Raw genomic sequence first — 22,336 nt, forward strand, 5'->3', positions numbered from 1 at the left:
CCCACAGGTACTGCGCAGGGCTTGAGCCTGTGGAGGTCCCTGTGGGAGCCGGCTTGCCGGCGATTGGGGCGCCGCGGTATCAGAACCCTACACTGGCCTGCACATAGAAGGTCCGCGGCTCACCTACATAAAGGCCAGCATTGTTGTCGCTGGAGCGGGTGAAGTACTGCTTGTCGAACAGGTTCTTCACCCCCGCCGCCAGCTTCAGGTTGGACATCTTCGGCCCGAAGTCGTAGCCCCCCCGGGCATGCCAGGTCACGTAGCCTGGGATGTCGCCATACTGCCCATCGGCGCTCGGCTCGGTGATGTAGTCGCCATTGAAGCTGCCATCGGCATTGATCCCGGTACCCGGTGCGCGCTGCTTGGATTGGGCGTAGGCATCCAGGTTCCAGGTCCAGCGGTTGACCTCGTAACGCACGCCGGCGGTGGCCACCTGACGTGAATAGAACGGCAGGTCGCGGCCTTTGAAGCCAGGAATCTCGCCTTCATACGTGGCGCGGGTGTAGGTGTAACCGCCGTTCACCGACAGGCCCTCCAGACGCGCGTCCAGGCCAGCCAGGTCATAACGCACCGAGGCCTCGATGCCCTGGTGCTTGGTGGCGCCCAGGTTGGTCCAGCCCACATCGTTGCTGATGTACTGCAGTTCGTCATCGAAGTCGATGTAGAACGCCGTCAGCTCCCCGGCGAACCCGCCATTGTCGTACCGCGTACCGACCTCGTAGGTCTTGGCCTTTTCCGGCTCCAGGCCATTGGCGGTGCTGTTGCCGGTGCCACCCTGGCCCAGTTGGAAGTACTGCAGGCTGCCGAACGAGGTCTCGTAGTTGGCGAATACCTTCCAGGCATCGGAAATGTGGTACATCACGCTCAACGCCGGCAACGGCTCGTTGCTGGTGATGCTGCGTTTCTTCTCGGCCACCGGGCGGTTGTTGGCGTCCAGTACCGGGCGGTCGCGCCAGTCGGTGTTGATGTGCTCGAAGCGGATGCCCGGGGTGATGGTCCAGTTACCGACATCGATCTTGTCATCGATGTAGTAGGCGCTTGCCTCGGTACCGCCGCTGCGGTCCTGGAACACGTGGCCGTCGGAGGTGGGGGTGACGGTCGGTACGTTGTCGATCAGCGCCAGGCGGGTCGACTGCTCGCGCATGGCTTCTTTCAGGTAGCGGTAGCCGACGCTGACTTCCTGGGTGGTCGGGCCGGCAAAGAAGATCCGCGACAGCCGCGGCTCGATGGCGAAGGTGTGGTAGTTGCGCGGGTACGACGACAGGGTCTTCATGTCACGCGCGGCGATGGCGCTGCCGCGGAAACTGTCGGTGTAATAAGTCAGCACTTCGAACTGGGTGGCGTCGTCGAGCTGGCGCTGCCACTTGAACGACACGTCCTTGCGCCGGCCGGCAAAGTAGTCGTAGTCGCGCAGCGACTGGTACGGGTTGCTGTCGTACTGCGCCTGGGTCAGGCCGCCCGGCATGTCGGCACGGCCATCGTAGTAATGGAAGTTCAGCCAGAACTCGTCGACGTCGGTGGGTGCCCAGTGGGTCTTGAGGATGACGTCGTCGATGTCGTTACCATTGTTGCTCGCACGGTAGCCGTTGCCGTTCACGCCGGTGTACAGCAGCGCCACGCCCATGCCGTTGTCGGCAGTACCACCGACGAAGGCAGATTCGGTGTGCTTCCAGCCCCCGCGCTGCGAGGTTTCCAGGGTGGTGGACAGCTCTGCCGAGGCTTTCTCCGGGATCGCCCGGGTGACGAAGTTGATCACCCCGCCGACGTTTTGCGGGCCATAGCGCACGGAGCCTGCCCCCCGTACCACGTCGATGCTGTCGAGGTTGCCCGAGGAGATCGGCGCCATCGACAACTGCGGCTGGCCATAAGGGGCGAAGGCGGCCGGGATGCCATCGATCAGCACCGTCGAGCGTGGCGACAGGCGCGACGTCAGGCCGCGCACACCAACGTTCAGCGACAGGTCGCTGCCACCGGTACCGTTGGAGTCCTGCACCTGCACGCCCGGGATGCCGCGCAGTACATCGCGCACGTTCATCGCGCCCTGCTCCACCATGGCTTCGCGACGCACCACGGTGCGCGCGCCGGGGTGGTCCTGCACCACCGCCTGGTCGGCGTCGCCCAGCCAGTCGCCGACCACCTTGATGTCGGTGGGTGCCAGCTCCAGGCTACCGCTGCCCAGGTCCAGGGTGGTCGGCAACGGCTTTACCACCACGGTGTCCTGGGACATCTCGAACGTCAGCCCGCTGCCTTGCAGCAACTGTTGCAGTGCCTGCACCGGCGCCAGCGTGCCGGACACCGCCGGGGCCTGTTTGCCGGCCACCAGTTCAGGGCTGTAGAACAGCTGAAGGTTGGTCTGCTGGCCCAGTTGGCTCAGCGCCGAGGCCAATGGTTGGGCCTGGATGTGGATTGCGCTGCCAGCCTGTTCGGCGTGGCTGTTTACGGCCACGGCAGCGACCGCAAGGGCCAGCGCCAGGGCGCGCAGGCGTGGCAGAGGTTTGTTGTTGTTCACGTCGTCAAGGCATCCTGAAGTTCGGGATAAACGCCAACCGCATGCAAATGGAAATGCTTGGCAGTTGCAGCTGGCGAGGAAGACGAACGAGCTGAAAAAAACCTGAATCTATTTCGCGATTATTTCGCGAGAACCGTCTTCATGGGTTTTGACGGCTACCGGCAGGATGCTCGGCAGGGCGCGTAACAGGGCATCGGTGTCGTCGGTGCTGAAGGTACTGGACAGGCGCAGCTGCGCTACCTTGCCAGGGGCTACACGCAACGGCTGGGTGCGGTAGCGCGAAACTTCGGCCACAACGTCGGCCAGGGTGGCGTTGTCGAACACCAGTTTGCCCTGGCGCCAGGCGGTCAGCGCAGCGGTATCCACCGCATGAGGCGCTGCCACTTTGCCTCGTGCATCTATATGCGCACCCAGGCCTGCGGTCAGTTGCGCCAGCGAAGCGTCCTTGCCCTGCACGCGAACCGAACCCTGCTCCACCGCTACACGGGTGGCAGCCGAGTCCAGCCGCACATCGAAGCGGGTGCCCGTGACGGTCACGCTGCCCTGAGCGGTATCGACCACGAATGGCCGCCCGCTGTCGTGGGTGACGGTGAACATCACTTCGCCAGCATCCAGCTGAATATGCCGACGGCCCGTGCTGAAATCGACCTGCAGCTGGGTACCGCCGTTGAGTTCCAGCCGCGAGCCGTCCGGCAATTCGACCTGGCGGCGCTCGGCAAAGGCTGTCTGCAAGTGGTCCTGGTGGTTCAGCTGCTGGTGTTGCCAGCCAGCCCAGCCCAGCCCCAGGGCAAGCACTGCGATACCGGCCGCCAAGGCCTGGCGCACCAAGCGCCGGCGTGGCAATTGCTGCACGGGCTCGGGCTGGCACAACGCATCCAGGCGCTGGCGTGGGATGTAGCCGGCGGCGCGCCACAGGTTGGCGAGCTGTTGGTATTCGTCACGGTGTTGCGGGTCAGCCTCCTGCCAGGCGCGCAGCTGTGCCTGCAGCCCGGCATCCTCCGGTGCGTCCTGCATGCGGGCGAACCATTCGGCCGCCTGCTCGCGGACGGTATCGGTACCGTGCTGTTTCATGGGGAAGGTCTCCTGACTCATGGTGCCGACACATCCAGGTGCTCACGCAGATGTCGGAGCGTGCGGATCATATACTTTTCGACCATGTTCTTGGTCAAACCCATGCGCTCGGCGATCTCGGCCTGGGTCAAACCTTCGAGCTTCTGCCAGATGAACACCCGGCGGCAGTTGAGCGGCAGCTCGGCCAGCGCCCGCTCGACACTGTCGGCCAGTTCCAGGGCGTGCACATAGGCCTCTGGGTCGCCGCTGCTGGTGGCGCTTTCATCGAAGGCTTCCAATTCCAGCGCCTGGCGCCGGTCTTCACGGCGAAAACCGTCCACTGCAATGTTGCGTGCGGTCTGGTGAAGGTAGGCGCGTGGCTGCTCTACCTGCTGGCGCGGGTTTTCCAGCACCCTGACAAAGGCATCGTGGGTGAGGTCTTCGGCCTGCTGACGACTGCGCAGCTTGCGCGTCCAGGTGCCGATCAGCTCATGGTAGTGGTCGAGGAAGCCTTTGTGTCCAGACACGGTCGGGGTCGTCAGGGAGGCAGAGAAGGGTGCGAATAGTAATGTTTCTCATCAAAATCGGCAAATCCGCCAGTCGGTAGCAAAAAAAATTTGCGGATTTCATGGACCGACGTGCCAGAAAAATGTGGCCATAAATATGAACACCACTGGCCCCATCGCGGCCAAGCCTGCTCCTACAGCAGTAGCGCAGCCCCGTAGGAGCGGGCTTGCCCGCGATAGGGTCGACACGGTCCATTCCACAATTTTTTACGCTTGCGAACACTGGGGGAACATCTGCCAGTCACACGAGTCGTTTATTCAAACGATAGGGCCGCAATCCACGACGAACACCGCCGGATTGCCTGTTGATCTTGCTTTCTTCACGCCCTAAAGTGCGCGCCGAACGTCCATGCTGGAAACGATCCATCCGGCTCAAGTACTGAGTAGGCGAACCAAAGTGGGGATACGGAGGACGTTCAGTTTGCAGCCACTTATCTTTTCAGTTTGCCCATGGAGTCCCTGAGCATGTCGATCCAGGTCGAAGACTATTTCGCACGCGACACCTTCCAGAAAATGAAGGCGTTCGCCGACAAGCAAGAAACCCCGTTCGTACTCATCGATACCCAGATGATCAGCCAGGCCTATGACGACCTGCGCGCCGGTTTCGAATTTGCCAAGGTCTACTATGCGGTCAAGGCCAACCCGGCGGTCGAGATCATCGACCTGCTGAAAGACAAAGGTTCGAGCTTCGACATCGCCTCGATCTACGAGCTGGACAAGGTAATGGGCCGCGGCGTCAGCGCCGACCGTATCAGCTACGGCAACACCATCAAGAAGTCCAAGGACATCCGCTACTTCTACGAGAAGGGCGTGCGCCTGTATGCCACCGACTCGGAAGCCGACCTGCGCAACATCGCCAAGGCCGCACCGGGCTCCAAGGTTTACGTGCGTATCCTCACCGAAGGCTCCACCACGGCCGACTGGCCGCTGTCCCGCAAGTTCGGCTGCCAGACCGACATGGCCATGGACCTGCTGATCCTCGCCCGTGACCTGGGCCTGGTGCCTTACGGCATCTCCTTCCACGTCGGTTCGCAGCAGCGCGACATCAGCGTGTGGGATGCCGCCATCGCCAAGGTCAAGGTGATCTTCGAGCGCCTGAAGGAAGAAGACGGCATCGAGCTGAAGCTGATCAACATGGGTGGCGGCTTCCCGGCCAACTACATCACCCGTACCAATAGCCTCGAGACCTACGCTGAAGAGATCATCCGCTTCCTTAAGGAAGACTTCGGTGACGACCTGCCGGAAATCATCCTCGAGCCAGGCCGTTCGCTGATCGCCAACGCCGGCATCCTGGTCAGCGAAGTGGTGCTGGTAGCACGCAAGTCGCGCACCGCGGTCGAGCGCTGGGTGTACACCGACGTGGGCAAATTCTCCGGCCTGATCGAAACCATGGACGAGTCCATCAAGTTCCCGATCTGGACCGAGAAGAAAGGCGAGATGGAAGAAGTGGTGATCGCAGGCCCGACCTGCGACAGCGCCGACATCATGTACGAGCACTACAAGTACGGCCTGCCGCTGAACCTGGCCATTGGTGACCGCCTGTACTGGCTGTCGACCGGTGCCTACACCACCAGCTACAGCGCGGTGGAATTCAACGGCTTCCCGCCGCTGAAGGCGTACTACCTGTAACGCAGAACGGGGCCGCAAGGCCCCGTTTCGTTATGCCTGTACCGGCCCTATCGCCGGCAAGCCGGCTCCCACATGAAAGTGCACAAGTCTCAAGCCTTGAGCGCTACCTGTGGGAGCCGGCTTGCCGGCGATAGGGCCAGTACCGACACCATCACACTTCGCGCTGTGCTATCTCTTCGGCATACCGCGCCGCAAAGGCCATCATCACTGGCCCCGCCCCCTGCAAGGTCACCAACGCACTGCGCAGGAAATTCATGTTCCCCTCAACCCGCGCCTGCTCCAGCCACTGCCCCGCCTCGGCTAGCTGGCCACGCTCGACCAGCACCAACGCCAGGCTGAACATCCCACGGAAATCCCCCGCTTCGGCCGAGCGCCGATACCAGCGCACGGCCCGCGCCGGGCTGGGCGCCGTTGCGATACCCTGCTCAAGGTATCGACCGTACAGGTTCATCGATTTGGCATGCCCCTGCTGCGCAGCCTTCTCGTAGCACAGCAATGCCTGCGCCTGATTGGCCGGCACCCCACGCCCAGTGGCCAGCAGATTGCCAAGGTTATACAGGCCCCAATCCAACCCGGCATCGGCCGCGCGGGCATAGTGAACCGCAGCCTGCGGCAAACTCACCTCGCCGCCCCAACCATGCTCCATACAACGCCCGAGCATGTTGTGCGCCATGGCACTGCCACCTTGTGCAGCAATACCGAACCAGCGCCGGGCAACGCCCGCATCGGCTTCGATGCCCCGGCCGTCGAGGAGGATTTGCCCGAGCAGCAACTGCGCCTCGTTCACCCCCTGCCCTGCCGCCGCGAGAATCGCCTGGGCGGCCTTGCCGGGGCTTTCTTCGAGCATGGCCTTGAGGCCTGCGACATCCATCACTTCTTCGCGACGCAACTGGTAAGACACGGTTCAGACCTCAGCCCAGCGGCGCAGCAGGTTGTGGTAGGTGCCGGTCAGCTGCAGCAGCGAGGGGTGCTCGGGTACATCGGCAGTCAGTTGCTGGATGGCATTGTCCATCTCGAACAGCAATGCCCGCTGGCTGTCCTCGCGGACCAGGCTCTGGGTCCAGAAGAAGGCGGCATAGCGCACGCCACGGGTCACCGGGTTGACCTTGTGCAGGCTGGTGCCGGGGTACAGCACCAGGTCGCCAGCGGCCAGTTTGATCTGCTGCACGCCGTAGGTGTCCTGGATCACTAACTCGCCACCGTCATAACTGTCAGGGTCACTGAGGAACAGCGTCGAGGACAGGTCGGTACGCACCCGCTCCGGGCTGCCCTTGGGCTGACGCAGGGCGTTATCGATGTGAAAGCCGAAATTGCCACCCTCGCGGTAGCAATTGATCAACGGCGGGAACACCTTGTGTGGCAGCGCCGCCGACATGAATCGCGGCGTCTTCCACAGGCGCTCGATCAGCGCGCTGCCGATCTCCTTCGCCAGCGCATGGCCTTCTGGCAGCTGCAGATTATGCTTGGCCTTGGCCGACTGATACCCGGCCGTGACCTTGCCATCGGCCCAGTCGGCTTGCTCCAGGGCCTCGCGAATGCGGGCGAGCTCGTCGGCGTCGAACAAGCCGGGGATGTGAAGCAGCATGGCGGCGGCACCGTCAAGGAATGTAAAGGCGCCAATGATATTGATTCCCTTTTGCGCTGCACAAGCCCTTTCGGCGCGTGAGACGTTTCAGCGCATGTAAACCGTAAAGAGAATTTGTAAAGATTGTAAATTCCTAGTGAATGGTAACGAATCTCAATTGTTAGTTACAATCGCTTACACTATGATCCGCGGCCTTCACACCTTGGGGAAGGTCCATAACAATGCGTCCATACGTGCCAGCTGCAGTGTCTTCACCTCGCCTGATCGTAACCGCCATCGGCGTCGCCCTCAGCGCATCGTCGGCCTATGCCGCCGACCCAGCCACCAATAACGCCGTCACCCTCGACGCCACCAGCGTCAACGGCAAGGCTGAACAGGCCAGCACCGATTACAAGGTCGAGAAAGCCTCCTCGCAGAAGTACACCGCACCGTTGGTGGACACCCCACGCTCGGTTACCGTGATCCCACAGCAGGTGATCAAGGACACCAACGCCCTGAGCCTGCAGGATGCCCTGCGCACCGTACCCGGTATCACCTTTGGTGCTGGCGAAGGCGGCAACCCGCAAGGCGACCGCCCGTTCATCCGCGGCTTCGACGCCCAGGGCGACACCTACCTGGACGGCGTGCGTGATACCGGCGCGCAAACCCGTGAAATCTTCGCCATCGAATCGGTCGAGGTGGCCAAAGGCCCGAACTCGGCCATTGGCGGCCGCGGTGCGGCAGGCGGCACCATCAACCTGGTGAGCAAGCGCGCGCACCTGGGCAACTCCCTGGACGGCGCCTGGACTTGGGGCAGCGACCAGACCCAGCGTTACACCTTCGATGGCAACTACCAGTTCAGCGACACCGTTGCCGGCCGTCTCAACCTGATGACCCACGAAAGCAACGTTGCCGGCCGTGACAAGGTCAACTATGACCGTTGGGGCATTGCCCCGTCCCTGGCCTTTGGCCTGGGCACGCCAACCCGCGTCAACCTCGACTACTACCACCTGGAAAGCGACGACCTGCCGGACTCGGGCATCCCGTACACCATCCCGACCGGTGGCAGCGGCGCGCGCACCTCGGCACACCCGAGCAAGCCGTACGACGGCGGCGACAGTGACAATTTCTACGGCCTGACCGGTCGCGACTTCCGCAAGAGCCGCGTCGACATCGCGACCTTCGCCATTGAACACGACCTGACCGACTCGCTGACCGTCAAGAACACCCTGCGTCACGGCAACAGCATGCAGGACTACATCCTGACCCAGCCTGACGACAGCAAGGGCAACGTCAACAACGGCAGCCTCTGGCGGCGCGCCAACTCCCGTGTGGGCAATACTGCGACCACCACCAACCAGACCGACCTGTTCGGCGAGTTCTACCTGGGCGGTTTGAAGAACAGCTTCTCCACCGGTATCGAGCTGAGCCGTGAGGAAAGCACGCGTTCGTCGTACACGGTCGACACCGACACTGTCCCAGGCGGCGCCGCGAACTCCAACTGCACCCCGAGCATGATCGGCGCCAGCAGCGGCTACAACTGCACCTCGCTGAGCAATCCGAACCCGGACGACCCGTGGAACGGCAACATTGCGCGCAACTACGCCGGCACCGATACCAAGAGCAACACCCGCGCTATCTACGTCTTCGACACCCTCGAGCTGACGCCTGAGTGGCTGCTGAACATGGGCCTGCGCTACGACCACTTCGACACCCAGTACCGTACCTATGACGCTGCTGGCGCCACTGTGGTAAACGCCAAGGGCGTTGCCTCCAAGGGCCGCGACACCAGCGAATTCGTCACCGGCCAGTTGGGCCTGGTGTGGAAACCGGCCGACAATGGCAGCATCTACGTTTCCTACGCCACCTCCGCGACACCCCCAGGTGCAATGCTGGGTGAAGGCACCGAAGGCAACCCGCTGGGCAACACCAGCGACCGCGCTGGCAACCTGCTGTCCAGCGATATGGAGCCAGAAGAAACCACCAACTACGAAATCGGCACCAAGTGGGACCTGCTCGACCAGCGCCTGTCCCTGGCGGCTGCGCTGTTCCGCACCGAGAAGGAAAACGCCCGCGTCCAGGTGGACACCACCAGCTACGAAAACGTTGGCGAAACCCGCGTGCAGGGCATCGAGCTGTCGGCCAGCGGCAAGCTGACCGACAAGTGGCAGGTGTTCGCCGGCTACACCTACATGCAGGCTCGCCAGATCGACGGCGGCCCGCTGGGCAAGGCCAACGACGGCAACCAGCTGCCGAACACGCCGAACAACAGTGCAAGCCTGTGGACCACTTACTCGATCACGCCGAAGCTGACCGTCGGTGGCGGCGCCTTCTACGTGGATGACGTCTACGGCAGCGTGGCCAACACCACCATGGTCGACAGCTACGTACGCTACGACGCCATGGCAGCCTACAAGCTGACCAAGAACGTCGACCTGCAGCTGAACGTGCAGAACCTGACCAACGAGGTGTACTACGACAAGGCGTTCTCCACCCACTTCGCCAACCAGGCGGCGGGCCGGACCGCATTGCTGACCACCAGCGTCCACTTCTGAAGCAGCACCCCCAAGCCCCGTTCATTCCAGTGAGCGGGGCTTTTGCGTATCAAGGCATAATGCACGCCGCACAGGTTGCGGCAGCAAGACAAGGTGATCGATGTGGTGAAGAAGACACTGTTCCAATTGCACTGGTTCTTTGGCATCACCGCCGGCCTGGTGCTGGCCTTGATGGGCATTACCGGTGCGTTGTACTCGTTCCAGGAAGAACTGCTGCGCGCGTTCAATGGCGATGTGCTCAAAGTCGAGGTGCGCCCGCAGGGCGTGTTGCCGCCGGCGGAGTTGGTGCAGCGGGTCGAAGCCGCCCAAGGCGACAAGGTATCGATGTTGTGGGTGGATGTGCGCGACGGCAATGCCGCACGCGTCTTCTTCACCCCTGCCCCCGGCGAACGCCGTGGCGAGTTGCGCTATGCCGACCCGTACACCGGCGAGCTCAAGGGTGAAGTCGCCGGGCAGGGTTTCTTCAACCTGATGCTCACCCTGCACCGCTTCCTGGCGATGGGCGACACTGGCCGGCAGATCACCGGCGCCTGCACCCTGATGCTGGTGTTCTTCTGCTTGTCCGGCCTGTACCTGCGCTGGCCGCGCAAGGCGCTGAACTGGCGCACCTGGCTGACCTTCGACTGGGCCAAGAAAGGCCGTGCCTTCAACTGGGACCTGCACGCTGTGGCAGGTACCTGGTGCCTGCTGTTCTACCTGCTGTTCGCGCTGACCGGCCTGTTCTGGTCCTACGAGTGGTACCGCGAAGGCCTGAACAAGCTGCTGGCCGACGCGCCCGCTGCAGGCCAGCAGCAAAAACGGGGTGAAGGCCGTGGCCGGCACGGGCCGCAGAAAGTCGACAAGAATGCACCGCCGCTGGTGGTCGATTACGACGCCATCTGGGCCAACCTCAAGGATGCTGCGGGCCCAGGCCTGGCCATGTACAACCTGCGCCTGCCGCCGGCTGGCGGTCAGCCGGCCAACCTCTTCTACCTGCTCGACAATGCTGCGCACCCACGTGCGTTCAACACCCTGGTCCTCGACCCGGCCACCGGCCAGGTAAAAAACCACGACCGCTACACCGATAAATCCTTCAAGGCGCAGCTGCTGCAGAGTGTTTACGCCTTGCACGTGGGGGAATACTTCGGCTTGCCGGGGCGCATCATCGTCACCATCGCCAGCCTGACCATGCCGCTGTTCTTCGTGACAGGCTGGTTGCTGTACCTCGACCGCCGTCGCAAGAAGCGCCAGGTGCGTGCCGCCCGGGGCAACGTCGCCAGCAGCACCGGCAGCGGCGACAGCTGGCTGATTGGTTTCGCCAGCCAGAGCGGTTTCGCCGAGCAATTGGCCTGGCAGAGCGCCGGCCAATTGCAAGCTGCCGGCTTGCCGGTGCAGGTGCGGGCGTTGGCTGAGCTGGGCGAAGAGGACCTGCGCCAGGCCCGCCGCGCGCTGTTCGTGGTGAGCACCTTTGGTGATGGCGAAGCGCCGGACAGCGCCCGTGCCTTCGAGCGAAAGGTGCTGGGCCAGCCTTGGTCGCTGAACGGCCTGAGCTATGCCGTGCTGGCCCTAGGCGACCGCCAGTACCCGCACTTTTGCGGCTTTGCCCGTCGCCTGCAGGCCTGGCTCGGCGAGCGAGGGGCCAGCAGTGCCTTCAGCCCGGTGGAAGTCGACAACGCCGACCAGGCCGCCTTGCAGCAGTGGCAGCAGGAACTGGCGCAGCTCACGGGTGCACAACCCGTTGCCGCGTGGCAGCCGCCAACGTTCGGCAGCTGGAGCCTGGTCAAGCGCACCTTGCTCAACCCGGGCAGCCAGGGCCAACCGGTCTACCTGCTCGGCCTGCGCCCGGACGCGCCCGCCAGCTGGGAGGCCGGGGACCTGGTGGAGATCCTGCCGCTCAATGGTCAGCCACGGGTCGAGGCTTTCCTCAATGGCATGGCACTGGATGCCAACGCGAGGGTGCAGCTCGACGGCCTGAACGAGACGCTCGGCCAGGCCTTGGCTGGCCGCCAGTTGCCGACGCGCCGCGACCACCTGATCGGCTTGCAGCCGCAGGCACTGGTCGATGCGCTGGTACCGATCGGCAGCCGTGAATACTCCATCGCCTCGATCGCCAGCGACGGTGTGCTGGAGCTGATCGTGCGCCAGGAGCGCCACTGCGACGGCAACCTTGGTCTGGGCTCTGGCTGGCTGACCGAATATCTACCCGTGAACGGCACCCTGAGCCTGCGCCTGCGGCGTAACAGTGGCTTCCACCTGCCTGAGGCCGCTGCGCCGATGATTTTGATCGGCAACGGCACTGGCCTGGCGGGCCTGCGCAGCCTGTTGCGCGCGCGGGTCAATGCCGGTGAACAGCGCAACTGGCTGCTGTTCGGTGAACGTAACCGCGCCCATGACCTGCTGTGTGGCGATGAGCTGCAAGCCTGGCTCGACAACGGCGACCTGGCGCGGCTGGACCTGGCGTTTTCGCGCGACCAGGCCGAGAAGGTGTATGTGCAGGACGTGCTGCTGCAGCAGGCCGAGGCATTCAAGCGCTGGGTGGCCGATGGCGCTTGCGTGTATGTCTGTGGAAGCCTGCAGGGCATGGCCGCCGGCGTCGATGCGGCGCTCAAGGGCATCCTTGGCGAAGACGTGGTCGAGCAGTTGATCGAGGATGGGCGTTATCGGCGGGATGTTTACTGAACACGAACTGATGGGTTAGTACCTGCCCCGCGAAGAGGCAGGTACTGGCTTAATGCAGCTCGAAGGTATCGGCATCCAGATTGGCCGGGAAGCGGGTTCGGTAAGCCGCCAGTTCAGCAGCCCGCAGCACCACGGTAAACACCCCATCCGCCTCACCGGCACTCAACAGGCTCTCGCCCTGAAAGTCCAGCACCTGACTGTCGCCTGAATAGGCAAAGCCCTTGCCATCGGTACCCACGCGGTTCACCGCCGCCACGAAGCACAGGTTCTCGATACCCCGCGCCGGCAGCAGGCGGTTCCAGTGCTGGCGGCGGGCCGCCGGCCAGTTGGCGGTGTACAGCAGCAGGTCGGTGTCCTGCGAATCACGGCTCCATACCGGGAAGCGCAGGTCGTAGCAGATCAGCGGGCGCACGCGCCATCCCTTGATTTCGAACTGTACCTGGCGCTCGCCGGGGGTGTAATGCTTGTGCTCGCCCGCCATGCGGAACAGGTGGCGTTTGTCGTAATGCAGGATCTCACCGTCGGGGCGTGCCCAGAGCAGGCGGTTGCGGTGGCTGCCATCGGCGGCCTGGATGATCACGCTGCCGGTGACCACGGCGTTGATCCGTTTGGCCTGAGCCTTGAGCCATTTATAGGTCGGGCCGTTCTCAGGCTCGGCCAGGCTTTCCGACTCCATGGAAAAACCGGTGGTGAACATTTCGGGCAGGATCACCAGGTCGGCATCGCCTGCCTGGTCGAGCAATACCTCGAAATGCGCATAGTTGGCTTCGCGGTCGTGCCAGGCCAGCGTGGTTTGCACCAAGGCGATTTTCAGGTTGGGCAGTGCACTCAGATCGCGCATAGTTTTTCCGCTGCCTGACGCAGCGTCTCCTCACGTTTGGCAAAGCACAGGCGCACCAGGCGTTGCTCGGGGATGGGTTGCTGGTAGAACACCGACACCGGGATGGTCGCCACGCCGTGTTCACGGGTCAGCCACAAGGCCATGTCGACGTCGTTCAGGTCGGGGCGGATCTGCGAATAGTCCACCAGCTGGAAATAGGTGCCCGCGGTGCGGGTAAAGCTGAAGCGTGAGCCTTCGAGCAGGTCGCAGAACAGGTCGCGCTTGGCCTGGTAGAAAGCCGGCAGCTCATCGATGTGCTCGGGGTGCTCGGCCATGAAGTCGGCCAATGCGCATTGCAGGGGCGTCACGCCGCAGAAGTTGACGTACTGGTGCACCTTGCGCATTTCGGCGCTCAAGCCCGGCGGAGCGATCACGTAGCCGGTCTTCCAGCCGGTCACATGGTAGGTCTTGCCGAACGAACTGACCACGAAGGCTCGGCTGTACAGCTCGGCATGGGCCAATACGCTGGCGTGGCGTACGCCGTCGTACACCAGGTGCTCGTAGACTTCGTCGCTGATCAGGTAGATCTCGCGGTCGGCGATCAGCCGGGCCAGCTGGTCGAGGTCTTCACGGGTGATCAGGGCGCCACTGGGATTGTGTGGCGAATTGAGGATGACCATGCGCGTGCGCGGGCTCAAGGCATCGCTGAACTTCTGCCAGTCGATGCGCAAGTCGCCGTCACTCAGTTGCACATGCACGCAACGGCCCCCAGCCAGCTCCACGGATGGCTCATAGCTGTCGTAGCAGGGGTCGAAGACGATGACCTCGTCACCGGGGTGAATCACCGCCTGAATCGCGCAGAAGATCGCCTCGGTGGCGCCCGGGGTGATGGTCACTTCCTGGTCGGCATCGACCTTGGCCCCGTACAGGCGCTCGACTTTGGCGGCCACCTGCTGGCGCAGGGCCGGCAAGCCCGTCATCGGCGCGTACTGGTTATGCCCGGCCGACACATGGCGGCCGACTGCATCGAGCAGTGCCTGCGGGCCATTGAAGTCGGGGAAACCCTGGGAGAGATTGAGCGCGCCAGTCTGCACGGCGAGCTGGGACATGGTGGTGAAGATGGTCGTGCCGACATTCGGCAGTTTGCTGCGGATCATGGAGCCCTCTTTCCTGGGGTGTATCCGGCACGGGGTGGAGTCCGAGCATAGCGGATCGAGCAGTCAGGAAAAAGGTTGAAAAAATAGCGGGATTGCGTTGGATCAAAGGGCCTCTGTGGGAGCGGGCTTGCCCCGCGAACACGGGCGAAGCCCGTGCCATCCATCGCGTTGCCTGCTTCGCGGGGCAAGCCGCTCCCAAATGATGCTACTTAGCGCTTGTCGCGGCGCTTCTTCTCGGCCTTCTTGTGGTGCGACATCAAGCGGCGTTTCTTGTTGACCTGGCGGTCGGTGAGGGTGTTTTTCTTGCCCTCATACGGGTTTTCACCGCCCTTGTACTCGATGCGGATCGGCGTACCGACCAGTTTGAGCACGCGGCGGTAGGTGTTTTCCAGGTAACGCGAGTACGACTTGGGAATGCTCTCGGTCTGGTTGCCGTGGATCACGATCAGCGGCGGGTTGGCACCACCCAGGTGGGCATAACGCAGCTTGATGCGGCGGCCGTTGACCAGCGGCGGTTGGTGCTCGCTGACGGCATCTTCGAGAATCTGCGTCAGGCGGCTGGTCGGCCAGCGGGTGACCGCCGACTTGAACGCGGCCTGCACCGATTTGTACAGGTTGCCAACGCCCGTGCCGTGCAGCGCGGAAATGAAGTGAATATCGGCGAAGTCGACGAAGAACAGCCGGCGCTCCAGCTCGGTCTTCACGTAGGCGCGTTCGCCTGGCTCCATGCCATCCCACTTGTTCAGGGCGATGACGATTGCGCGGCCGGCTTCGAGGGCAAAGCCCAGCAGGTTGAGGTCGTGGTCGACCACACCTTCGCGGGCGTCCATGACGAAGATCACCACGTTGGCGTCCTTGATCGCCTGCAGCGTCTTCACCACCGAGAACTTTTCGACTTCCTCGTGGATCTTGCCGCGCTTGCGCACCCCGGCGGTGTCGATGAAGGTGTACTTGTCACCATCGCGCTCGAACGGGATGTAGATACTGTCGCGGGTAGTACCCGGCTCGTCGTAGACCACCACACGCTCTTCACCGAGCATGCGGTTGACCAGGGTCGACTTGCCCACGTTGGGGCGGCCGATGATGGCGATCTTGATGCCATCCTTTTCGCTTGGGCCAGGAATGCGTACGGCTTCCTCGCCTTCGGCGACGTTCTGGTCGAGGGCTTCTTCCTCGGCATCACGCGGCAGGTGACCGAGCACGGCTTCCATCAGGGCGTTGATACCACGGCCCTGGGAGCCCGCCACTGGAATGGCGTTGCCCATGCCCATCGGCGAGAACTCGGCGCGGGCAACATCGGGGTCGATGTTGTCGATCTTGTTGGCGACCAGGATTGCCGCCTTGTTGCGCTTGCGCAGGTGCTCGGCAATCATCTGGTCTGCCGCAGTCATGCCGGCGCGGGCATCGACCAGGAACAGCACATAGTCAGCTTCTTCGATGGCCATGAGCGACTGCTCGGCCATTTTCTCGTCCATGCCCACTTCGTCACCGGTGATACCACCGGTGTCGATCAGGATGAAGGAGCGACCCTGCCAGCTGGCATCACCATACTGGCGGTCACGGGTCAAACCCGACAGGTCACCGACGATGGCATCGCGGGTTTTGGTCAGGCGGTTGAACATGGTGGATTTGCCGACGTTCGGCCGTCCCACCAGGGCGATTACGGGAACCATGCGGCTCTCCACTCTTGAATTCTTGAAAATGCAAAGGCCGCTGCAAGGCAGCGGCCGGAGTTCGGGCGGCGTGTCCTACGCCGCAACTCAAGGCCTGTAGCGGCCTTGAGCATAGCTTCAGCGGATGGTCAGTGCCTCGAGCTTGCCGCTGTTGCCGAAGACATAGATGGTGTCGCCGACCACCAGGGGCCGGGCGCGCAGGCCATCACTGTCGATACGCTCACGGCCGACGAAACGGCCGTCGACCTGGCTGAGCAGGTGCAGGTAACCCTCAAAGTCACCTACAGCCACGTAGCTGGAGAACACTTCAGGTGCCGACAACTGACGGCGTGCCATCGAGTCGTTGGTCCACAGGGCGCTGGAAGAGCGCTCGTCGACGCTCTCGACAGTGCCGGAAGCTTCGCTGACATAGACGTTACCGTAACCCTGGGCGACACCCACGTAGCTGGAAGCATCACGCTGCCAGACCACACGGCCGCTTTCCAGGTCCAGGCCCGCTACACGGCCCTGGTAGGTGCTGACGTACAGGGTACCACCCGACAGCAGCAAGCCGCCGTCGATATCGACCACACGGTCCAATTCGGAACGGCCCTGCGGGATAGCCACACGGCTTTCCCACACGGGTACGCCGTTGTTGATATCCACCGCCACCACCTTGCCGGTGGACAGGCCAGCAACGGCCAGTCGGTTGGTGGCGATCGGTGCACCGGTACCACGCAGGGTCAGAACGGCCGGGGTGTTTTCGTAGATCCAGCGGCGGTCGCCGGTTGCGGCATCCAGGCCGATCAGGCGATCGTCCTGGGTCTGCACCACCACGACATCACCGTTGTTGGCAGGTGGCGCCAGGACTTCACTGGTAACGCGTGAACGCCAGCGCTCTTCGCCGGTGCTGGAGTCCAGGGCAATCACTTCACCCTTGAGGGTGCCGAGCATGACCAGGCCATAGCCTACGCCGACTGCGCCGGAAACAGGCAGCTCCAGGTCCTTCTTCCACACCACGTCACCGGTATTGCGGTCGAGGGCGAAGACTTCGCCGTTGACGTCGGAGGCGTAGATGCGGTCGTTCTCGATGGCCGGTACCAGGGTGTTGTAAGTCTCACCCTGGCCGTCACCGATCGAACGGCTCCACTGCTTCTTCAGCACCACTTCTTCGGTGAACTTGGTCAGCTCGGCCGGAGGCAGTTCCTTCTTGCTGTTGCTGCTGCAACCTGCGGCCAGTACGGCCAGGGTCAGCACTGCTGCTTGTTTCCAACCGATCACGTCACGCGTCCCCTTTGGCCAAGTCATCCAGCTTCAGTTGCAGGCCACCGACCGCCGCTTCATCAGACAGCGCAGCCTTGGCTTTTTCATAAGCGCTGTGGGCATCGTCGGCGCGGCCCAGCTGCACCAGCAAGTCACCCTTCAATTCTTCACGGCTGGCCAGAAACGCCTTGTCAGCGTCGCCGTCAAGCAGCTTGAGCGCATCTTCGGCCTTGTCCTGGGCTGCGAGTACGCGTGCCAGGCGCTGGCGCGAGATTTCGCCCAGGGTCACGTCGGCCGGCTTGTCCAGCACGGCCTTGAGTTCGGCAGCGGCGTCGTCGAGCTTGCCGCTTTCTACTGCGACCTTGGCCACGAACAGGCTGCCGTACTGGGCATAGGCGGTACCGCCGAACTCGCTCTTGAGCTTGCCGGACAGTTCAGCGACCTTGGTCGCGTCTGGCTCGCCGCTCGGCGTCAGGCTGGTTTCCAGCAGGGCCTGATACAGCTGCGAGGCGCCTTGCGACTGGTTGTTCTGGTACTTGTGCCAGGTATTCCAGCCCAGCACCACCACACCGGCCAGCAGCGCGCCGGTCAGCAGCGGCTTGCCGTTGCGGTTCCACCAGTCCTTGACCCCTGCCAGGTCATCATCATCAGTACTCGACACCCCAATACTCCTTTTCGCCTATTCGCTTGTTGAACCGCGTTACGCCTGAGCGATCGCGGTTTCCAGGTGCTCAGCCAGAGCATCCCAGGCAATGTTCTGTTGTTCGCCCTGACCACGCAGGGGCTTCAGGCCGATCTCTTGCTTGGCCAGTTCGTCGTCGCCCAGAATCAGCGCGAACAGCGCGCCGCTCTTGTCGGCTTTCTTGAACTGGCTCTTGAAGCTGCCGCCGCCGGCGTTGACCGCCAGGCGCAGGCCAGGCAGGTGATCACGCAGGCGTTCGGACAGGCGCAGGCCGGCCAGTTCGGCCTGCTCGCCGAAGGCGCACAGGTAGACGTCGATCTGGCGGTTGATGGACTCCGGCACCTTGCCGAGGGTTTCCAGCAGCAGAATCAGGCGCTCGATACCCATGGCGAAGCCAACACCCGGGGTCGGCTTGCCGCCCATCTGCTCGACCAGGCCGTCGTAGCGGCCACCGGCGCAGACAGTGCCCTGGGCGCCGAGCTTGTCGGTTACCCACTCGAACACGGTCTTGCTGTAGTAGTCCAGGCCACGCACCAGCTTGATGTTGATCACGAACGGGATACCGGCGGCGTCGAGGCGGGCCTTGAGGCCCTCGAAGTGCACGCGGGAATCGTCGTCGAGGTAGTCTTCCAGCTTCGGCGCGCCAACCAGCACCGCCTGGGTGCCCTGGTCCTTGCTGTCGAGGATGCGCAGCGGGTTGCTCTTGAGGCGGCGCTGGCTGTCTTCGTCGAGCTGCTCCAGGCGCGCCGAGAGAAACTCGACCAGCGCGTCACGGTAGCGGGCACGGGCTTCGCTGGTGCCCAGGCTGTTCAGCTCGAGCTTGACCGCGTCCTGGATGCCCAGCAGGCCCCACAGGCGCCAGGTCAGCATGATCAGTTCGGCATCGATGTCCGGGCCGTCCAGGTTGAACACTTCCACGCCGATCTGATGGAACTGGCGGTAGCGGCCTTTTTGCGGGCGCTCGTGGCGGAACATCTGGCCGATGTACCACAGCTTCTGCACCTGGCCGTTGCCGGTGATGCCATGTTCCAGCACGGCACGCACGCAGGCGGCGGTGCCTTCAGGGCGCAAGGTCAGCGAATCGCCGTTGCGGTCCTCGAAGGTGTACATCTCTTTTTCGACGATATCGGTGACTTCACCGATGGAGCGCTTGAACAGCTCGGTGAACTCGACGATCGGCGTGCGGATCTGGCTGTACCCATAGGTGTCCAGCAGGCCGGCAACGGTGCTCTCGAAGTAGCGCCACAGCGGCGACTGCTCTGGCAGGATGTCGTTCATGCCACGGATGGCTTGCAGCGATTTGCTCACGAAAAGTCCTTACGAATCTGTGTGTCAGCCGCGGGCGATCAGCGCCGCGTCGGCTTCGACCTTTTCGGCCGCTTTCTGGCGGATGAGCTTTTCCAGCTCATCGACCAGGTTGTCATTGGTCAGCTTCTGCGCCGGCTTGCCGTCGATGTAGATCAGGTTCGGCGTACCGCCGGTAAGCCCCACGTGGGCTTCCTTGGCTTCGCCAGGGCCGTTGACCACGCAACCGATCACCGCCACGTCCAGCGGTACCAGCAGGTCTTCCAGGCGCCCTTCCAGCTCGTTCATGGTCTTGACCACATCGAAGTTCTGCCGCGAGCAGCTCGGGCAGGCGATGAAATTGATGCCACGCGAACGCAGGTGCAGCGACTTGAGGATGTCGTAGCCGACCTTCACCTCTTCAACCGGGTCGGCAGCCAGCGAGATACGAATGGTATCGCCGATGCCTTCGGCCAGCAGCATACCGAGGCCGACGGCGGATTTCACCGTCCCCGAGCGCAGGCCACCGGCTTCGGTGATGCCCAGGTGCAGCGGCTGGATGATCTGCTTGGCCAGCAAGCGGTAGGCTTCGACGGCCATGAACACGTCGGAGGCCTTGACGCTGACCTTGAAGTCCTGGAAGTCCAGACGGTCGAGGTGCTCGACGTGGCGCAGGGCCGACTCCACCAACGCAGCCGGGGTAGGCTCACCGTACTTCTTCTGCAGGTCCTTTTCCAGCGAGCCCGCGTTGACACCGATACGGATCGGAATGCCCCGGTCGCGCGCGGCATCGACCACGGCGCGCACCCGGTCTTCACGGCCGATGTTGCCCGGGTTGATCCGCAGGCAATCAACGCCCAGTTCGGCCACGCGCAGTGCGATCTTGTAGTCGAAGTGGATGTCGGCGACCAGCGGCACGCTGACCAGTTGCTTGATCTTGCCGAAGGCCTCGGCAGCGTCCATGTCCGGTACCGAGACGCGAACGATGTCGACGCCGGCATCGACCAGGCGCTGGATCTGCCCTACGGTGGCGGCGACATCGTTGGTGTCGGTGTTGGTCATGCTCTGTACAGCGATGGGCGCATCCCCACCCACCGGTACATTGCCGACCCAGATTTTGCGGGATTCGCGACGTTTGATCGGAGATTCGCCGTGCATGACTTACTGTCCCAACTTCAGGCGAGCAGTCTCGCCACTGGTGAACGGGGCAACATCGACGGGCTGGCCGTTGTAGCTGACCTGGGCGCCGCGGGCAAAGCCCAGGCGCACCGCGAACGGCGGCTTGCCGGTCAGTTCCAGGCTGTCCCCCTTGCGCTTGATGGCGCTGAACAGCACCTTGCCGTTGCCGTCGGAGACCTGGGTCCAGCAATCGGCGACGAACTGGATCGCGACCTTGGCACTGCCTGCCGGTACGGCGGCAGGCTCGGCGGCGGCGACCGCCGGCACGCTGGCGGCAGGTGCCACAGGGGCGGCCTGGGCTACAGGGGCGGCAGGTGCAACGGGTGCTGCAGCCGGTGCTGCGGTTTGTGCAGGTGCTTGCTGTACAGGCGCAGACGGTGCGGCAGCCGGGGCGGCCTCGCTGCCGGCGCCGGCAACGGGCTCGGCAGGGGCCTGCTCCAGCGGCAGCGGCGCGCTCTCGCCCTGCTGGCCTACGCTCACGGCCTGGTCTTCAGGCTCGTCCAGCGGGTGAATCTGGGTGGTACCGTCGGCGCTTTCGACTTCGACATGTTCCAGGGCGATCTTGGCCAGGTCCTTGCCGGGCAGGCTGCCCTGGTCCTGCCACCAGATGAAGCTGCCACCGACCACGGCGACCAGCAGCAACAGGCTCACACCGCGCAGGATGTTGTGCGACAGGCGCACCGGCTCTTCGATGCGGCCCAGCGAATGCACTTCACTGCCCTTGGCATGCGTGCCGGTGTACTGGTCGAAGGCCTCGACCAGTGGCGCCTGGTCGAGGTCCATGAGTTTGGCGTAGGCGCGGATATAACCACGGGCGAAGGTATGCCCTGGCAGCTTGTCGAAGGCGCCGGATTCCACGTGGTTCAGCGAACTTACGGTGAGGTTCAGCTTACGGGCGACCTCGGCTTGCGACCACTCCCGTTTTTCGCGGGCCTGGCGCAACAGCTCGCCGGGGTTCTGGCCAGTCGCTGCTGCTACTTCGGGATGCGCGGCTTTCATCGTTGCTCCGACAGGTATTGCTGATATTCCGGCGTACCGGGATAAAGTCGTTGTAATTGCTGGCCCAGGTCGGCCAGTGTGCCCTGCTCGTCGAACACCCGGGCAAGACGGCTGCCCAGCAGGAGGCTGCGGGCACTGTGATCGCTCACCTGGCTGAAACGATCGTAGTAGTCCCGGGCCGGCACATAATGCCTGTTTTCGTAGGACAACTCAGCCATTTCCAGCAACGCCCTGGGTTGCCGCTGATTGAGTTGCAGGGCCTTGGTCAGATACGTGTGTGCCTGGTCACGGTTGTCGAGCTGCAGGGCCGTCAGGCCAAGGTTCTCGTACACCCGCGAACGTTCAGGATACAGGGTATCGGCGCTGGCCAGACGAAACATCTGCTCGGCTTCGGCAAAACGCTGCTGAGCATATAGGAAACTGCCGTAGTTGTTGCGAATTCGCGTGTCGTTGGGGCGTGCCGACAGCGCTTTTTTGAAGTGAGTCTCGGCCAGTGCCGGCTCGCCTTCGGCCTGGAACACCACGGCCAGGGCGGAGTGGGCGTCGGCATCACGGGCGTCCAGCGCCAGTGCCTGGCCCAGCGGGGCCTTCGCCTGCTCGGTCAAACCTTGTTGCAAATAGCCAAGCCCCAGCTGCACATAGGCGCGCCCGGCCTCCACTCGCCCCTGGCGACTGGCCAGAGGGTCGTTCGCGCCGCCCGCTACGCATCCGGCCAGCAGCGACAGTGCGAAGATCGACAGCGCGGCGCGCAGGCTCATGACAGGCCCTG

General features: G+C 63.3%; 17 protein-coding genes. 3 read left to right on the forward strand and 14 right to left on the reverse strand.

Annotated features, from left to right (window positions below; all coding sequences use genetic code 11):
* Positions 1 to 79: 79 nt before the first annotated feature.
* The 3 genes from ACNQPL_RS02845 to ACNQPL_RS02855 form a co-directional block, all read right to left on the reverse strand.
* The gene (locus ACNQPL_RS02845) at positions 80 to 2,509 is read right to left on the reverse strand and encodes a TonB-dependent siderophore receptor (RefSeq protein ID WP_416465794.1); all 2,430 of its coding nucleotides are present in this window, start codon (positions 2,507 to 2,509) and stop codon (positions 80 to 82) included.
* 108 nt (positions 2,510 to 2,617) lie between these two features.
* Entirely contained in the window at positions 2,618 to 3,580 is a 963-nt protein-coding gene (locus tag ACNQPL_RS02850) for a FecR family protein (protein WP_416465796.1), read from the reverse strand.
* Between the two features lie 17 nt (positions 3,581 to 3,597).
* Positions 3,598 to 4,086 carry an RNA polymerase sigma factor gene (locus ACNQPL_RS02855; protein ID WP_346612005.1) on the reverse strand — a complete coding sequence of 163 codons (489 nt, stop codon included), beginning with the start codon at positions 4,084 to 4,086 and terminating at the stop codon, positions 3,598 to 3,600.
* A 504-nt stretch (positions 4,087 to 4,590) separates the two neighbouring features.
* On the opposite strand from ACNQPL_RS02855, the gene ACNQPL_RS02860 reads away from it, so the two are divergent.
* On the forward strand, positions 4,591 to 5,754 hold the full coding sequence (locus ACNQPL_RS02860; RefSeq protein WP_346612006.1) for a type III PLP-dependent enzyme: 1,164 nt from the start codon (positions 4,591 to 4,593) through the stop codon (positions 5,752 to 5,754).
* A gap of 151 nt (positions 5,755 to 5,905) precedes the next feature.
* Here the strand turns inward: ACNQPL_RS02860 and ACNQPL_RS02865 are convergent, their stop codons facing one another.
* Positions 5,906 to 6,655, reverse strand: coding sequence for a tetratricopeptide repeat protein (locus tag ACNQPL_RS02865; protein ID WP_416465798.1), 750 nt, complete (start codon positions 6,653 to 6,655; stop codon positions 5,906 to 5,908).
* A gap of 3 nt (positions 6,656 to 6,658) precedes the next feature.
* Positions 6,659 to 7,339, reverse strand: a complete 681-nt coding sequence (locus tag ACNQPL_RS02870) for a Fe2+-dependent dioxygenase (RefSeq protein WP_346612009.1) — start codon at positions 7,337 to 7,339, stop codon at positions 6,659 to 6,661.
* Between the two features lie 221 nt (positions 7,340 to 7,560).
* Between ACNQPL_RS02870 and ACNQPL_RS02875 the strand changes: the two genes are divergently transcribed.
* Both ACNQPL_RS02875 and ACNQPL_RS02880 read left to right on the forward strand, forming a co-directional pair.
* On the forward strand, positions 7,561 to 9,873 hold the full coding sequence (locus ACNQPL_RS02875) for a TonB-dependent receptor (RefSeq protein ID WP_416465800.1): 2,313 nt from the start codon (positions 7,561 to 7,563) through the stop codon (positions 9,871 to 9,873).
* Between the two features lie 102 nt (positions 9,874 to 9,975).
* The gene (locus tag ACNQPL_RS02880) at positions 9,976 to 12,531 is read left to right on the forward strand and encodes a PepSY domain-containing protein (protein ID WP_416465802.1); all 2,556 of its coding nucleotides are present in this window, start codon (positions 9,976 to 9,978) and stop codon (positions 12,529 to 12,531) included.
* A gap of 49 nt (positions 12,532 to 12,580) precedes the next feature.
* On the opposite strand, the gene ACNQPL_RS02885 is transcribed toward ACNQPL_RS02880, so the two are convergent.
* From ACNQPL_RS02885 to pilW, 9 genes are all read right to left on the reverse strand, one after another.
* Entirely contained in the window at positions 12,581 to 13,372 is a 792-nt protein-coding gene (locus tag ACNQPL_RS02885; protein ID WP_346612012.1) for an amidohydrolase, read from the reverse strand.
* Positions 13,360 to 14,508: a pyridoxal phosphate-dependent aminotransferase gene (locus tag ACNQPL_RS02890; protein WP_346612013.1), complete on the reverse strand. Its 1,149-nt coding sequence runs from the start codon at positions 14,506 to 14,508 to the stop codon at positions 13,360 to 13,362. The genes ACNQPL_RS02885 and ACNQPL_RS02890 overlap by 13 nt, the downstream gene beginning before the upstream one ends.
* Before the next feature lie 209 nt (positions 14,509 to 14,717).
* On the reverse strand, positions 14,718 to 16,181 hold the full coding sequence (gene der / locus ACNQPL_RS02895; protein ID WP_346612014.1) for a ribosome biogenesis GTPase Der: 1,464 nt from the start codon (positions 16,179 to 16,181) through the stop codon (positions 14,718 to 14,720).
* Positions 16,182 to 16,298: 117 nt separating this feature from the next.
* Positions 16,299 to 17,441, reverse strand: coding sequence for an outer membrane protein assembly factor BamB (bamB, locus tag ACNQPL_RS02900; protein WP_346612015.1), 1,143 nt, complete (start codon positions 17,439 to 17,441; stop codon positions 16,299 to 16,301).
* Position 17,442: 1 nt separating this feature from the next.
* Complete coding sequence (locus ACNQPL_RS02905) at positions 17,443 to 18,084, reverse strand: tetratricopeptide repeat protein (protein WP_416465805.1); 642 nt, start codon at positions 18,082 to 18,084, stop codon at positions 17,443 to 17,445.
* A 39-nt stretch (positions 18,085 to 18,123) separates the two neighbouring features.
* Positions 18,124 to 19,413 (reverse strand): histidine--tRNA ligase, encoded by a 1,290-nt coding sequence (gene hisS, locus ACNQPL_RS02910; RefSeq protein ID WP_416465806.1) that lies wholly within the window; start codon positions 19,411 to 19,413, stop codon positions 18,124 to 18,126.
* A 24-nt stretch (positions 19,414 to 19,437) separates the two neighbouring features.
* Positions 19,438 to 20,547, reverse strand: a complete 1,110-nt coding sequence (ispG, locus tag ACNQPL_RS02915) for a flavodoxin-dependent (E)-4-hydroxy-3-methylbut-2-enyl-diphosphate synthase (protein ID WP_012316136.1) — start codon at positions 20,545 to 20,547, stop codon at positions 19,438 to 19,440.
* 3 nt (positions 20,548 to 20,550) lie between these two features.
* Positions 20,551 to 21,567 (reverse strand): RodZ domain-containing protein, encoded by a 1,017-nt coding sequence (locus tag ACNQPL_RS02920; protein WP_416465809.1) that lies wholly within the window; start codon positions 21,565 to 21,567, stop codon positions 20,551 to 20,553.
* Positions 21,564 to 22,325, reverse strand: coding sequence for a type IV pilus biogenesis/stability protein PilW (gene pilW / locus ACNQPL_RS02925; RefSeq protein WP_416465811.1), 762 nt, complete (start codon positions 22,323 to 22,325; stop codon positions 21,564 to 21,566). Before pilW ends, ACNQPL_RS02920 begins: the two co-directional genes overlap by 4 nt.
* Between the last annotated feature and the right edge of the window lie 11 nt (positions 22,326 to 22,336).

This window comes from Pseudomonas sp. LFS044, from assembly GCF_047978245.1.
GTDB lineage: Bacteria > Pseudomonadota > Gammaproteobacteria > Pseudomonadales > Pseudomonadaceae > Aquipseudomonas.

Coding starts and splice junctions, on each gene's coding strand:
- ACNQPL_RS02850 (WP_416465796.1), bottom strand. CDS start 3,580: ATGAAACAGCACGGTACCGATACCGTCCGCGAGCAGGCGGCCGAATGG.
- ACNQPL_RS02860 (WP_346612006.1), top strand. CDS start 4,591: ATGTCGATCCAGGTCGAAGACTATTTCGCACGCGACACCTTCCAGAAA.
- ACNQPL_RS02870 (WP_346612009.1), bottom strand. CDS start 7,339: ATGCTGCTTCACATCCCCGGCTTGTTCGACGCCGACGAGCTCGCCCGC.
- ACNQPL_RS02875 (WP_416465800.1), top strand. CDS start 7,561: ATGCGTCCATACGTGCCAGCTGCAGTGTCTTCACCTCGCCTGATCGTA.
- ACNQPL_RS02885 (WP_346612012.1), bottom strand. CDS start 13,372: ATGCGCGATCTGAGTGCACTGCCCAACCTGAAAATCGCCTTGGTGCAA.
- ACNQPL_RS02890 (WP_346612013.1), bottom strand. CDS start 14,508: ATGATCCGCAGCAAACTGCCGAATGTCGGCACGACCATCTTCACCACC.
- der (WP_346612014.1), bottom strand. CDS start 16,181: ATGGTTCCCGTAATCGCCCTGGTGGGACGGCCGAACGTCGGCAAATCC.
- ispG (WP_012316136.1), bottom strand. CDS start 20,547: ATGCACGGCGAATCTCCGATCAAACGTCGCGAATCCCGCAAAATCTGG.
- ACNQPL_RS02920 (WP_416465809.1), bottom strand. CDS start 21,567: ATGAAAGCCGCGCATCCCGAAGTAGCAGCAGCGACTGGCCAGAACCCC.
- pilW (WP_416465811.1), bottom strand. CDS start 22,325: ATGAGCCTGCGCGCCGCGCTGTCGATCTTCGCACTGTCGCTGCTGGCC.